11 protein-coding genes are annotated in these 13,125 nt (G+C 69.7%); 4 read left to right on the top strand and 7 right to left on the bottom strand.

Annotated features, from left to right (window positions below):
* Positions 1 to 45: 45 nt before the first annotated feature.
* Positions 46 to 1,518 (top strand): glycoside hydrolase family 18 protein, encoded by a 1,473-nt coding sequence (locus tag AC5DRG_RS19610; protein WP_491811848.1) that lies wholly within the window; start codon positions 46 to 48, stop codon positions 1,516 to 1,518.
* Positions 1,519 to 1,653: 135 nt separating this feature from the next.
* Here AC5DRG_RS19610 and AC5DRG_RS19605 read toward each other — a convergent pair whose 3' ends face one another.
* Positions 1,654 to 2,277 carry a hypothetical protein gene (locus AC5DRG_RS19605; RefSeq protein WP_491811847.1) on the bottom strand — a complete coding sequence of 208 codons (624 nt, stop codon included), beginning with the start codon at positions 2,275 to 2,277 and terminating at the stop codon, positions 1,654 to 1,656.
* A 144-nt stretch (positions 2,278 to 2,421) separates the two neighbouring features.
* On the bottom strand, positions 2,422 to 3,957 hold the full coding sequence (locus AC5DRG_RS19600) for a carboxylesterase/lipase family protein (protein ID WP_491811846.1): 1,536 nt from the start codon (positions 3,955 to 3,957) through the stop codon (positions 2,422 to 2,424).
* A gap of 82 nt (positions 3,958 to 4,039) precedes the next feature.
* Between AC5DRG_RS19600 and AC5DRG_RS19595 the strand changes: the two genes are divergently transcribed.
* Both AC5DRG_RS19595 and AC5DRG_RS19590 read left to right on the top strand, forming a co-directional pair.
* On the top strand, positions 4,040 to 4,672 hold the full coding sequence (locus AC5DRG_RS19595; RefSeq protein ID WP_491811845.1) for a TetR/AcrR family transcriptional regulator: 633 nt from the start codon (positions 4,040 to 4,042) through the stop codon (positions 4,670 to 4,672).
* Complete coding sequence (locus AC5DRG_RS19590; RefSeq protein ID WP_491811843.1) at positions 4,669 to 6,294, top strand: CocE/NonD family hydrolase; 1,626 nt, start codon at positions 4,669 to 4,671, stop codon at positions 6,292 to 6,294. The genes AC5DRG_RS19595 and AC5DRG_RS19590 overlap by 4 nt, the downstream gene beginning before the upstream one ends.
* Before the next feature lie 48 nt (positions 6,295 to 6,342).
* Here the strand turns inward: AC5DRG_RS19590 and AC5DRG_RS19585 are convergent, their stop codons facing one another.
* The 4 genes from AC5DRG_RS19585 to AC5DRG_RS19570 all read right to left on the bottom strand — a co-directional run bounded on the left by AC5DRG_RS19585 (position 6,343) and on the right by AC5DRG_RS19570 (position 11,184).
* Positions 6,343 to 7,770, bottom strand: coding sequence for a GH1 family beta-glucosidase (locus tag AC5DRG_RS19585; protein WP_491811842.1), 1,428 nt, complete (start codon positions 7,768 to 7,770; stop codon positions 6,343 to 6,345).
* 121 nt (positions 7,771 to 7,891) lie between these two features.
* The gene (locus AC5DRG_RS19580) at positions 7,892 to 8,800 is read right to left on the bottom strand and encodes a carbohydrate ABC transporter permease (RefSeq protein ID WP_491811841.1); all 909 of its coding nucleotides are present in this window, start codon (positions 8,798 to 8,800) and stop codon (positions 7,892 to 7,894) included.
* A gap of 42 nt (positions 8,801 to 8,842) precedes the next feature.
* Positions 8,843 to 9,862, bottom strand: coding sequence for a carbohydrate ABC transporter permease (locus AC5DRG_RS19575; RefSeq protein ID WP_491813089.1), 1,020 nt, complete (start codon positions 9,860 to 9,862; stop codon positions 8,843 to 8,845).
* A 5-nt stretch (positions 9,863 to 9,867) separates the two neighbouring features.
* Positions 9,868 to 11,184 carry an ABC transporter substrate-binding protein gene (locus AC5DRG_RS19570; protein WP_491811840.1) on the bottom strand — a complete coding sequence of 439 codons (1,317 nt, stop codon included), beginning with the start codon at positions 11,182 to 11,184 and terminating at the stop codon, positions 9,868 to 9,870.
* 362 nt (positions 11,185 to 11,546) lie between these two features.
* Between AC5DRG_RS19570 and AC5DRG_RS19565 the strand changes: the two genes are divergently transcribed.
* The gene (locus AC5DRG_RS19565; protein ID WP_491811839.1) at positions 11,547 to 12,602 is read left to right on the top strand and encodes a LacI family DNA-binding transcriptional regulator; all 1,056 of its coding nucleotides are present in this window, start codon (positions 11,547 to 11,549) and stop codon (positions 12,600 to 12,602) included.
* 10 nt (positions 12,603 to 12,612) lie between these two features.
* Here AC5DRG_RS19565 and AC5DRG_RS19560 read toward each other — a convergent pair whose 3' ends face one another.
* On the bottom strand, positions 12,613 to 13,119 hold the full coding sequence (locus AC5DRG_RS19560; RefSeq protein ID WP_491811838.1) for a GNAT family N-acetyltransferase: 507 nt from the start codon (positions 13,117 to 13,119) through the stop codon (positions 12,613 to 12,615).
* Positions 13,120 to 13,125: the final 6 nt, after the last annotated feature.

Below are 13,125 nucleotides of genomic sequence, written 5' to 3'. Positions count from 1 at the left end.
TGATCAGGCCTTTTGCCCGATTCCGGATCGCTAGCGTGCCACGTCATGAGCATCCATCGACGCAGGGTCAGCGGCAGAAACAAGATGATCGGCGGGGCCGTGGCCGCTGCCGTGGTCGGCGGTGGCGCGGTCCTCCTCGGCGGCACCGCGCAGGCGGCCGGCATCGGCGCCGCGTACACCAAGACCAGTGACTGGTCGACGGGTTACACCGCGCAGTACGTCGTCACGAACAACAGCGGTACGGCGGAGACGGACTGGAAGCTGGAGTTCGACCTGCCATCGGGCTCGAAGCTGAGCTCACTGTGGAACGCCGAGTCGGCGGTTAGCGGTCAGCACGTCACCGTGACCTCGGCGAAGTGGGACACGGACGGGCTGGCGGTGGGGGAGTCGGTCACCGTTGGGTTCGTGGTCAACGGCGGTGGCGATCCGGCCGGTTGTCTGATCGATGGGATGACGTGTTCGGCGGATGGCGGTGCGACGCCGGAGCCCAGCGGTCGCCCGACGGAGTCGGCCATACCTACGTCCACACCTACATCCACATCCACACCCACTCCGACGGCCACCCCTACTGGGACCGTCACTGCCACGGCTTCCCCCTCGGAGAGCTCCGGTGGTGGCACGACGACCAGCGCCGGTTTCGCCCCGTACGTCGACACCTCCCTCTACCCGGCCTTCGATCTGGTCGCGAGTGCCGAGGCGACGGGCGTCAAGGACTACAACCTGGCCTTCGTCACGGACGGCGGCGGCTGCACGCCGAAGTGGGGCGGGGTGACCGACCTGGCGAGCGACGCGGTGGCCGCGCAGATCGGTGAGTTGCGGGCGGCGGGCGGTGACGTCAGGGTCTCCTTCGGCGGGGCGGCCGGGTCCGAGTTGGCGACGACGTGCTCGTCGGCGGACGCGCTGGCGACGGCGTACGGCAAGGTCGTGGACGCGTACGGCCTCACCAAGGTCGACTTCGACGTGGAGGGCGGGGCGCTGCCGAACACGACGGCGAACACGCGCCGCGCGCAGGCGATAGCGACCCTCCAGCAGGCCCACCCCGACCTGGACGTCTCCTTCACCCTCCCTGTCATGCCCGAGGGCCTGACCCAGGACGGCGTGAACCTCCTGTCCAACGCCAAGTCGAACGGCGTCGACATCAACACCGTCAACATCATGGCGATGGACTACGGGGCCTCCTACAGCGGCGACATGGGCACCTACGCCGAGCAGGCCGCCACCGCCACGCAGGCCCAGGTCAAGAGCGTCCTCGGGCTGACCGACAGCGCGGCCTGGAAGGCGGTCGCGGTGACCCCGATGATCGGCGTCAACGACGTCACCACCGAGATCTTCAAGGTCGACGACGCCACCCAACTGGTGAACTTCGCCAAGTCAAAGGGTCTGGGGTGGCTGTCGATGTGGTCGGCGACCCGGGACAAGCAGTGCGCGGGCGGGGCGCTGCCGTACGCGGACGCTACGTGCAGCTCGATCGTCCAGGATGCGTACGCGTTCTCTAAGGCGTTCGGGGCTTACGAGTAGGCATCAGCAGGTCTCTTGGCGGGGTTGGTAGGGAGAGGAGGTGATTGGAGCCTTTGGCCCACGGCCAGAAGTGCTGACCTGCGGGTTTGCTTCTATCGCTTGGGTCAAAGGGGCCAATCACCGGGGCGTGGCAGGTCACGCGTGATGCGCGTACAGCCCATCCAGTGCCGCGTCCGCCAGCAGTACCCCGCCCACTCCTGCCACGGTGCCGACCAGTGCCGTCTTCCACCACGGTGCGCTGTACCAGCCGCCCGGCACCGTGCGGCCGTCGACCACGCCGCCGGGGTGGTAGTAGGGCGTCGTGGCGCCTGGGCGGGCGGAGGCGGTGTAGAAGCCGGCGCCGACCGTGACCTCGCCGCCGGTGGCGATGACCGGGCCGGTGCCGGGGTCCGGGAGGGTGGGGCCCGGGTCGAGGTCCAGGGCGGTGCGGGCGGCGCGGATGTAGTACAGGCCCTCTACGGCTGTCCGCTGCACGTGCGTGTAATCGGCCGGGTCCGACGCGGTCGCCAGCTGTCGTCGCGCGGCCTCGTGGTGTTCCTCGGCGTCGGTCAGGGCCTGCCGGGCGGGCAGGTTGCCGCCTGCCTTCAGCGTGGACAGGCTTCCGCCCAGCCGCTCGACCCACTCGCGCGCCTCGGCCTCGTACGACGGCCGTTCCTGGCGCGGGTCGTTCGCGCCCTGTCGCCGTCCCCTGGTCGACAGCACCACCGCGCCGGCGGCCAGCGCCAGCACGACCACCCAGACCAGCCCGATGATTCCCATGTCGTCCTCCGGTGTTTCGCGAGGTCACTCACCCCGCCACACCCGATGAGACCTCGTCCCGCTGGGTGAACCCTGCGTGCTTCCTGAGGGCTTCTTGTGAGAGTCGTCGTCCTGTTTGTTCCTGAACTGTCCGCTCAGCCCTGCCTATCCCTTCAGCAGCGGCAGTGCCCCGAACACGTGGTCCTTCCACATGGCCCGGCTTGTCTCCTCCGGGTACGTCGCGACCGCCGTCTCCGTGTCGAAGACCTGCGTCAGGCGCACGTCCGGCTCGTACGCGGGCCAGCCCGGGTCGCCCGTCCAGGCGAAGGACGTCCACGCGGTGCGCATACGGGTGGCCACCGTTTCCGCCTCCGGCGGGGGCGTCGGGCCTAGCACCAGCGGGCCGAGGTGCGCGTCGAACGTGCCGAACAGCAGCGGCCCGTCCAGGCCGTGGCACGCACCCAGCGCCGACTGCCACGCCAGCTCGTAGAGGTACGCCCTGCCGCCGCCTGCGGCCTGTGCCTCGGCCAAGTGCAGCACCGGCATCCTGAACAGCCAGTCGGTCTGGACCAGTTCGTACAGTTCGCCCGCCGACGCTGCCGGGAAGGCCTCGCGGTAAGCCCGTTCGCCTCCTTCCGGGCCGGGGCCGTACACCCGTAGCGCTTCCGTCGCCGCCCCCTCGTCGATCTTTCCCAGCAGGCCGGTCAGCGCGACGAACAGCCGGTACTCGTCCCGGTTGTGGCCGACGATCAGCTCCACGTCCCGCCCCGCGCCCTCCGCCAGCGCCTGCCAGGGGGCGGTGGGCAGCACCTCGCCGTCCACGACCGGGGAGAAGGGGGTGAGGGTGTGCGCGAGCCGGCCCCAGCGGTCCTCGTACGGGCGCATCTTTGCCCCCAACGCCGCTCCCGCGTCCGGCAGTTGACGCGGGTCCACCCCGGCCAGGTCACCCACCGTCGGCCTCAGTCCCAGCTCCGCGGCGATCGCCGACGTTACGTCCGACGCCAGCTCCGCCGAGAAGAACGTACCCGGCACGCTCTGCGCGATCGCACGCCCGAACAGCCCCCGCGCCACCGGCATGACCAGCAACGCCGCGATCGAACCGGCCCCGGCCGACTCGCCGAAGACCGTGACCCGGCCCGGGTCGCCGCCGAACGCCGTGATGTTGTCCCGTACCCACTCCAGCGCGGCGACCTGGTCGAGCAGACCCCGGTTGGCGGGGGCGCCCTCGATCTGCGCGAACCCCTCGATGCCGAGCCGGTAGTTCAACGTCACGACCACCACGTCGCCCTCGCGCGCGATGCGGCGGGCGTCGTAGCCGGGGCTGCCGGAGAAGCCGAGCTTGTAGGCGCCGCCGTGGATCCACACCATCACCGGGCGGCGGGCCGCCGGGTCCGGGTCGGGCGTCCAGACGTTCACCGTCAGCCAGTCGTCGCCCATCGGCCCTGGCATCTGCGTCGACATGCCCTGGAACATCGCCTCCTGCGGCGCCGGCGGGCCGAACTCGAACGCCTCCCGCACTCCCTCCCAGGCCGGCACCGGCTGCGGCGCCGCGAATCGGGCTTCACCGACCGGGGGCGTGGCGAACGGTATGCCCCGGAACACGGCGAGGCCGTGCTCGGTGCGACCGCGTAGGCCTCCGGCGGCTATACGGACCTCGGGCTCGGCGGACTTGGCGGATTCGGCGGACTCGAAAGTGGTCATCTGCGGCTCCTCGCCGACGACACGACTGGGACTTGGGCTCTTACACTTGTACGTTATTTAACACCTGTCTAGTGTTCTGAGGGTGCAGGAACGACGAAACCGCGAGCCCGAGCGACAGGACCGCCGCGTCCTCCGCTCCCGCGCCGCCCTCATGGCCGCCGCCGTACGCCTGGCCGCCGAGCGTGGCACCACCAACATCCCCGTCACCGACCTCGCCGAGGCCGCCGACGTGAGCAGGCAGCTGGTCTACATCCAGTTCGGGGACCGCGACGCGCTCTTCGTGGAGGCCGCCGCCGATCTCGTACGACGGGAACTGTTTCCGCAGGTCGACGAGGCCACCGACGCCTTCACCGGCGTATCGGCGATGGCCCGGCACTTCGCGCGGAACCGACCCTACTACCGCGCCATGCTCACCGGCTCCTGCGCCTTCGCCATGACCAGAACGCTCAACGCCCTGTTCAGCTCGGTCAACGAAGAGGCCGTGCGCAAGATCTACGGCGAGCTGGACCCCGAGATCTCCCGGGACCTGGCCGCATTCGTCGCGGGCGGGACCGGCGCGGTCGTCAACGACTGGCTGATCGACGGGCCCGACCCCCTCGACCCGGAGGAACTGGCCCACCGTCTCCTCCGCCTCGCGACGGTCTTCGCCGACACCCATCACCATCAGGGAGCCCGCCAGAGCCAATCCGCCCCAGTCGGAGGCCACGCCCAATGAACCTGAGCAGCCATCTCTCCCAGCGCCTCCTCCGCCTTCCACCGCCGCTCACCCGCGATCTGGCCGTCCAGCACGACCTGCGCGTGCCGATGCGCGACGGCGCCGTCCTGCTCGCCGACCACTGGGCGCCGAAGTCGGGCGTGGAGGGCCTGCCGACCGCGCTCATCCGCATCCCCTACGGCAGAACCGGCATGATCGCCGCCCAGATGGCCAGGCCGCTCGCCGAACGCGGCTTCCAGGTGCTGATCCAGAGCACCCGCGGCACCTTCGGCTCCGGCGGTGCCTTCGACCCCCTGCGCTGCGAGCGCGAGGACGGCCTCGACACCCTGGAGTGGGTGGTCAAGCAGCCGTGGTTCGGCGAGTCCCTCGTCCTCTACGGCGGCAGCTACCTCGGCTTCGTCCAGTGGGCGGTCGCCGGTCAACTGCCCCCGCAGGTCAAGGCGATGGTCCCGTCCGTGTCCGAGTCGGCCTTCACGCTGGAGTTCCTCCGCGAGAACGGCTACTCCCTGGAGGCCACCTTCAACTGGGGCGTCCAAGTCGCGGGCCAGGAACGCAAGTTCGCCACTCTGCACCAGCTCCGCGAGCTCAAGCGGACGCGCAGGGCCCTGTACACCCTCCCGTTGAACCAGGCCGACACCGTCGCGATGGGCCGCCCCTCCGACTACTTCCAGGCCTGTCTGGCCCACGACGACGAGTCGCCGTACTGGAAGGACCTCGACCACAGGCACCGCGTGGCCGACATCGATGTGCCGGTGAGTTCGGTCGGCGGCTGGTTCGACATCTTCCTGCCCGGTCAGATCCGCGACCACCGGACCCTCCAGGGCGCCGGCCGGCAGGCCCGTCTCACGGTCGGCCCCTGGGCGCACATCGCCATGGGCGTGGGCGCCACGGCCGCCGCCGAAGCCCTCGACTTCGCCCTGCCCCTGGCCCGCGGCGAACAGCCCGCCGACCGCGCCCCCGTCCGGCTGTTCGTCATGGGCGAGGAGACCTGGCGCGACTTCCCGTCCTGGCCCCCGCCCGGATACGAGCCCCAGCGCCTCCACCTCCAGCCGGGCGGCGCCCTCGCCCTCGGGGCGCCGACCGAGTCTGCCCCCGACGGCTACCGCTACGACCCCGCCGACCCCACCCCCGCCGTCGGCGGCGTCCGTATGTCCGTCGGCGTCAAGTCGGGCCGCGTCGACAACACCGCCCTCGAAGCCCGCCCCGACGTCCTTACCTACACAACTCCCGTCCTGGACAAGGACGTTGAGGTCATCGGCGAGGTGAGCGCCGAGATCTGGTTCAAGTCCAGCCGCCCGCACGCCGATGTCTTCGTCCGCCTGTGCGACGTAGACGAGAAGGGCCGCTCCACCAACGTGTGCGACGGCCTGACCGGCCTCACCGCCGCCGACAACACCGCCAAGGTGGCGGTACGGCTGTGGCCCACGGCGTACCGCTTCAAGCGCGGCCACCGCATCCGCGTCCAGCTCTCCAGCGGCGCCTTCCCCCGCTACAACCGCAACCCCGGCACCGGCGAACCCCGAGCCACCGCCACCACCCTCCGCGCTGCCGACCAGCAGGTTTTCCATGACCCGGCCCACCCGTCAGCCATCATCCTGCCGATACGGCAGCCCGATAACTAAGCCGCACAGGGCGCGGCACCCCCCTCAGGTGCCGCGCCCCGTCCCCCGCTACGCCCCCTCGATGGTCGGCAGTGTCCCCGTCCGTGCCGCCTCCCCGTACCACCGCGCGCTCGACTTCGGCGTTCGGGCGAGGGTCGAGTAGTCGACGTACACCGCGCCGAAGCGCTTGCCGTAGCCGTACGCCCACTCGAAGTTGTCCATCAGGGACCACAGGTAGTAGCCGCGCACGTCCGCGCCGTCCGCGATCGCCCGCCGTACGGCCGACAGGTGGCCGTGGAGGTACGCGATCCGCTCGGGGTCGTGGACGCGGCCGTCGGGGTCGGGCTTGTCGTCGTAGGCGGCGCCGTTCTCGGTGATGTACAGCGGCAGGCCGGGGGCTTCCCGCGTGTACCGCATGATCAGGTCGTGCAGGCCCGTCGGGTCGATCGTCCAGCCCATCTCCGTGCGCTCGCCCGGGGTTTGGTGGAAGGCCACGTCGTCCGCGCCCGGCCAGGGGGAGTGGTCGCTCGCCCCGTGGCCGTCCGCCCGCTGGGCGCTCGCGTCGGTGTCCGCCGCCGAAACCAGCGCCGGGGTGTAGTAGTTGAGGCCGAGCGCGTCCAACGGCTGGTTGATCAGCGCCAGGTCGCCGTCCAGGACGTACGACCAGTCCGTGACCGACTGTGTCGCCGCGAACAGCGTCTCCGGGTAGGCGCCGTGCAGCAACGGGCCGTGGAAGATGCCGTTGGCCAGGTCGTCGATCCGTCGGACTGCCGCCAGATCGGCCGGATCCTGCGAAAACGGCCTGACCACCGACGAGTTGAGGCTCACGGCGACCGTGTTGCGGGCCGGCATCGCGGCGCGCAGGGCCGAAGTGCCCAGGCCGTGGGCCAGGTTGAGGTGGTGGGCGGCCTTGAGTGAGGCTTCCGGGTCCGTACGGCCGGGTGCGTGCACCCCGGAGCCGTAGCCCAGGAAGGCGCTGCACCAGGGCTCGTTGAGGGTGATCCACTGCTCCACGCGGTCGCCGAGCGCCTCACCGACGATCTGCGCGTACTCGGCGAAACGCAGCGCCGTGTCCCGCTCCGGCCATCCTCCCGCGTCCTCCAACTCCTGCGGCAGATCCCAGTGGTAGAGCGTGAGCGCCGGCTTGATCCCGACAGCCAACAGCTCGTCGACCAGCCGACGGTAGAAGTCCAGGCCTACCTGGACGGCCGGGCCGCGGCCCGTCGGCTGCACCCGGGACCAGGAGACCGAGAAGCGGTACGCCGTCAGGCCCAGCTCCGCCATCAGCGCCACGTCGTCGCGGTAGCGGTGGTAGTGGTCGACAGCGATGTCACCGTGCTCGCCGCCGGCCGTCTTCCCCGGCGTATGGCTGAAGGTGTCCCAGATCGAGGGGGTGCGGCCGTCCTCCCGCACCGCCCCCTCGATCTGGTACGCGGAGGTGGCCGCGCCCCAGAGAAAGGCGGGAGGAAAGGTCACGGGTGTTTCGGACTCAGGCATGGAAGCGCTCCCATAGGGGCCATAGAGGGTCGTGGAGACCGACGGGTCGGATAAGGAAGGGGGGAGATGGACCGGGGCGGCGGTGACCCGGCCCATTCCTTGGAGACGTCCTTGGAAACGGTCAGCCCTTGACGGCGCCCTGCATGATGCCGCCCACGATCTGCTTGCCGAAGATCGCGAAGACCAGCAACAGCGGCAGCGTGCCAAGGAGCGCGCCCGCCATGATCAGGGACTGGTCCGGGGTGTAGCCACGGCCGAGGCCCGCGACCGCGACCTGCACGGTCGGGTTGCCGGTCTGCGTCAGCACCAGGAACGGCCACAGGAAGTCGTTCCAGGTCTGCACGAACATCAGCATGCCCAGGACGGCCATCGCGGGCCGCGCCGCCGGGAACACGATGTGCCACACCACGCGCCAACTGCTCGCGCCGTCCACCCGGGCCGCCTCGATCAGCTCGTCCGGCAGCGCCTGGAGGAGGTACTGCCGCATGAAGAACACCCCGAACGCGCTCACCAGCGACGGCAGGATCACCGCCTGCAGCTGGTCCGTCCAGTCGAGCTTGGCGACCATCATGTACAGCGGGATCACCTGGAGCTGCGGCGGCACCATCATCGTGCCGATGACGATCAGCATCAGGGCGTTACGGCCTCTGAAGCGCAGCTTGGCGAAGGCGAACCCGGCGATCGTCGAGAGGAAGACGATCGTCAGCGCCGACACCCCCGCCACGAAGGTGGTGTTGAAGAACGCCTCGCCCAAGTTGGCGTCGTTCCAGGCGACTTCGAGCTTGTCGAACAGCCCCGAGCCGAACCAGAACGGCGGCGGCGTCTCGGCCAGCCGCTGGTTGTCGCGCGAGGCGGCGATCGCCGTCCACACCAGCGGGAACAGCGAGCCGATGGTGAACAGGACGAGCACGGCGTACGCGATGGGTCCACCGTGCAGCGTCCCGCCGGCCCGCGCCGACTTCGGCCGCCGTACCCGCTTGGGGGGCTTGGGATCCGCGTCGGCCGGGGGCTTGGCCAGGGTCGTGGTCACGGCCGACTCTCCCTAACTGTCTTCGTCGTCACGGCCGTTCTCCTAACTACTGGCGCGCAGCCGGCGCGAGATGACGTAGTTGACGATCCCGACCACGATGAGGATCAGGAACATCGTCCAGGCGATGGCGGAGGCCCGGCCCAGATGCTGGTTCACCCAGCCCTGCTCGTAGAGGTACAGCCCGAGCGTCTGGAACTGGTGCTGGGAGCCGCCGGACGCACCCTTGTTCGCGTCGAACAGCAGCGGCTCACCGAAGAGTTGGGAAGCCCCGATGGTCGACACGACGACGGTGAACAGGATCGTCGGCCGCAGCGACGGCAGCGTCACATGGAAGAACTGCTGCCAGCGGTTGGCCCCGTCGAGGGCCGCCGACTCGTACAGGTCCTGCGGGATCGCCTGCATCGCGGCCAGATAGATCAGCGCGTTGTAGCCGGTCCAGCGCCAGATGACGATCGACGAGACGGCGAACTGCGAGGGCCACTTCTCGTTCTGCCAGTCGATCTTGTCGATACCGACCATGTCCAGAACCCAGTTGATCATGCCGTAGTCGCGGCCGAAGAGCAGCACGAAGACCAGCGAGGCGGCCGCGATCGACGTCGCGTACGGGGCGAGCATCGCGACCCGGTAGAACGTCGAGGCACGCAGCTTGTAGTTGAGGATGTGCGCGAGCCCCATCGCCATCAGCAACTGCGGAACCGTCGAAATGATGCCGATGGTCAGGGTGTTGCGCGCCGCGTTCCAGTAGAACTCGTCGTCGAAGATGCGCGTGTAGTTGCGCAGCCCCGCCCACTCCATGTCGGTCGGCGCGGTCAGCTCCACCGTGTGCAGCGACGCCCAGGCCGTGTAGATCAGCGGAAACAGACCGAACGCCAGGAACAGCAGGAAGAACGGCGAGACGAAGGCGTACGGGCTCCAGCGCACGTCCCGCTGCCAGCGGCGGGAGAGCCGGGCCCGGCGGCGCGAGTCGTCCGCCGCGGGTACGGCGTCGGCGGGCGGGCCGACCGGGGCCGCGCCCCCCTCCTTTGCGGGGGGCGCGGCGGCGGTGTCGTGCCGGGAGGGCATACCGGTCACTTCTCCAGGTTGTTGTCGATGGTCTTCACGGCGTTCTTCCAGGCCTCTTCGGGAGACTTGCCCTGGGTCACGAGGACCACGCCGTTGTCGGTCAGCCCCTGCTGGATGATCTGGTCCTTCGGGCCGATCGTCTGGACCGGGATGTTCTTGGCGGCCTCGGCGAAGATCGTGCCGATCGGCGCGTCACCGGTCATGTCGTTGACCGCGTTCTTCACCTCGGTCGAGTCGTACGCCGCCGGGGTGCTCGGGAAGCTCCCCTGCACGCCGAACAGCTTGGCCTGCTGTGCGGGCGCGGTCAGCCAGGCGGCCAGCTTCGCCGCTTCCTCGGTGTTCTTGCCGGACTTGGGCACGGTCAGGAAGGAGCCGCCCCAGTTGCCGGAGACGGGCGACTGAGCGATGTCCCACTTGCCGGCCGCGTCCGCCTTGGACTTGCCCTTGATGTAGCCGAGCATCCACGGCGGGCAGGACATCGCGGCGAACTTGCTGTTGGCGATCGTCGTGTCCCAGGCGGGCTGGAACTGCGTCTGGTTGCCGATCAGTCCGGCCTCGGCGGCCTCGGAGGTGAGGTCGAACGCGGACTTCACCGCCGGGTTCGTCTTGTAGATGACCTCGCCGGAGGAGTCGTAGAACCGCTCTTTCTCACTGCTGAGGATCGCCTGCAGCAGACCGCCGGGGGAGTCCAGGAAGGTGGTGCCCTTGGCCTTCGCCTGGTACTGCTTGCCGACCTCGACGAACTTGTCCCAGCTGCCGGTCCACAGCTTGCCGACCTCCTCGCGGTCGGTGGGCAGACCGGCCGCCTCGAACAGGTCCTTGCGGTAGCAGATGGCCATCGGACCGATGTCGGTGCCGACCCCGATCGTCTGCCCGTCCGAGGTGGTGGCCTGCTTCCACTTCCAGTCGAGGTAGTCGCTCTCCTTGCCGTACTTCGACAGGTCGAGCAGCTTGGAGGCCTGGGTCTCGACGATCTCGGCGATGTTGCCGACCTCGACCATCTGGATGTCCTGGAGGCCGCTGTTGGTGGTGAGGTGGTTGATGAGCGCCGGGTAGTAGTTCTCGTTGCGCTCTACGACCGTCTGCTGGATGTCGATCTCCGGGTGAAGCTTCTCGTACTCCTTGTACAGGCCGGATTCCTCGAAGCCGGCGGTGCCGAAGAGGCCGAGCGTGATCTTGGTCTTGCCGCCACCGCCCGACGACGAGTTGGAGTCCTCGTCCTTGCCGTCGTCGGCACAGCCGGCCAGCAGCCCGGCGCCCAGCGACGCTACGGCCGCGAGGACCACCACCCGAGTGCGGGCGGTTCGGGTACGTGCTCGCATTGCGTCCTCCTGTTGCCCTGACGTGCCGACCCCCCGGCCAACTGCATTGTTGGGCCCGTTAGTTCATGGTGCTGGTGTCGCTGCGGCTCGGGCGGGGAACGTGCGGGATGTGTATGTGTCAGGTACCGTGGGAGCGCTCCCATCGGTGATGTGTTGAAGAGTCGTCGGTCCGGGCGGGGGTGTCAAGGGAGCCGACACGGAGAGATGCGTTCAGTTATCGGGCTGTTAACTGGACGCGGGGGATGGGCTTGGAGGTGCTACGGAAGCGACGCGCTGGCTCGTGTCAACGGAGCCGAATCCCCGTCCCCGAACGGGACTGTTAGATTCCAGGCCAGCAGGTCGACGGCGGAAGGGCGGGGCGCATGGCAACCCATGGAGCGCGGAGCCGGAGCGGTGGCAGGCCCACCCTCGAAGAGGTCGCCGCGCGCGCCGGCGTCGGCCGCGGCACCGTCTCCCGGGTGATCAACGGCTCGCCCCGGGTCAGCGACGCGACCCGCGCGGCGGTCGAGGCGGCCGTGGCGGAACTGGGCTACGTCCCGAACACGGCGGCCCGCGCCCTCGCCGCCAACCGCACGGACGCGATCGCGCTGGTCGTCCCCGAGCCGGAGACGCGTTTCTTCGCGGAGCCGTACTTCTCGGACATGCTGCGGGGTGTCGGCGCGGAGCTTTCGGACACGGAGATGCAACTGCTCCTGATCTTCGCGGGTAGCGACCGCGAACGCCGCCGTCTGGCCCAGTACTTGGCGGCCCACCGAGTGGACGGCGTCCTCCTGGTCTCGGTCCACGCGGACGACCCCCTCCCCGACCTCCTCTCCCAGCTGGAGATCCCGGCGGTGATCAGCGGCCCGAGGTCGGCCGCGGAAACGCTGACCTCCGTCGACTCGGACAACTACGGCGGCGCCCGCCAGGCCGTGGAGCACCTCCTGTCCCGGGGCCACCGCAAGGTCGCCCACATCACGGGCCGCCTGGACGTGTACGGCGCCCAGCGCCGCATCGACGGCTACCGCGAGGCGCTGCGCGACGCGGGCCACGCCGTGGACGAACTCCTCATCGAACCGGGCGACTTCACGGAGGAGGGCGGCCGCAGGGCGATGACGAACCTCCTGGCCCGCTGCCCAGACCTGGACGCGGTCTTCGCGGCCTCGGACGTCACAGCGGCAGGCGCCCGCCAAATCCTCCGCGAACAGGGCCGCCGAACCCCCGACGACGTCGCCCTCGTCGGCTACGACGACTCAGCCATCGCCCGCCACATGGACCCACCCCTCACCAGCGTCCGCCAGCCCATCGTGGAAATGGGCCGCACAATGATCGACCTACTCCTGACGGAAATCGCGGACCGCCGCCCGGCGGTGTCACGGGGGCTGGAGCGACGGCAGGTTGTGCTGGCCACGGAGCTGGTCGAGCGTAGGTCGTCGTAGACGGCTCGTGTCACCAGCGTGCTGGCGTCAGCCGCCATCTGATCTCGCCGTCCTGTTCCTCGTCCGTCGGGGACAGGCCGGCCGATCTCGCCACCGACGCCGAGGCTCGGTGAGCCGGGTGGATGTGGGCCGTGATCGTGCGTATCGACTGTTCTGCCAGCCAGGCGACCAGTCCCTGGGCCGCCTCCGAGGCCAGCCCGCGGCCCTGCCAGGGTGTGCCCACCACCCACGCGATCTCCGCCGCTGACGCCTCTTCCGTCACCGTTGCCTGGACCGTGCCCGTCAGGGACGACGTCTCGCGCAGGCTCAGTACCCAGTTGCACCAGGTCACCGCCGGGTCGGGGGAGCCGGCGACCAGGCGTTCGTAGCGGGTGCTCAGGGCCTCGGGGGTGGCGGGGGTGCCGCCGATGTAGGTGTGGAGGGCCGGGTCCGAGAGTGCCTTGGCCATTTCCTCGGCGTGGTCGGCTGCGAGGGGGATCAGGTCCAGGCGGGTGGTGTGGATCGGCTCGGTGCGCAAGGCGGC

The sequence above is a fragment of the Streptomyces sp. JLBG701 genome (assembly GCF_058544905.1).
This window is presented reverse-complemented; position numbering and strand designations above follow the sequence as displayed.

What these genes read in the sequence shown, in the direction of transcription:
- AC5DRG_RS19610 (WP_491811848.1), top strand. Translation starts at nt 46, where the DNA reads ATGAGCATCCATCGACGCAGGGTCAGCGGCAGAAACAAGATGATCGGC.
- AC5DRG_RS19605 (WP_491811847.1), bottom strand. Translation starts at nt 2,277, where the DNA reads ATGGGAATCATCGGGCTGGTCTGGGTGGTCGTGCTGGCGCTGGCCGCC.
- AC5DRG_RS19600 (WP_491811846.1), bottom strand. Translation starts at nt 3,957, where the DNA reads ATGACCACTTTCGAGTCCGCCGAATCCGCCAAGTCCGCCGAGCCCGAG.
- AC5DRG_RS19590 (WP_491811843.1), top strand. Translation starts at nt 4,669, where the DNA reads ATGAACCTGAGCAGCCATCTCTCCCAGCGCCTCCTCCGCCTTCCACCG.
- AC5DRG_RS19585 (WP_491811842.1), bottom strand. Translation starts at nt 7,770, where the DNA reads ATGCCTGAGTCCGAAACACCCGTGACCTTTCCTCCCGCCTTTCTCTGG.
- AC5DRG_RS19575 (WP_491813089.1), bottom strand. Translation starts at nt 9,862, where the DNA reads ATGCCCTCCCGGCACGACACCGCCGCCGCGCCCCCCGCAAAGGAGGGG.
- AC5DRG_RS19570 (WP_491811840.1), bottom strand. Translation starts at nt 11,184, where the DNA reads ATGCGAGCACGTACCCGAACCGCCCGCACTCGGGTGGTGGTCCTCGCG.
- AC5DRG_RS19565 (WP_491811839.1), top strand. Translation starts at nt 11,547, where the DNA reads ATGGCAACCCATGGAGCGCGGAGCCGGAGCGGTGGCAGGCCCACCCTC.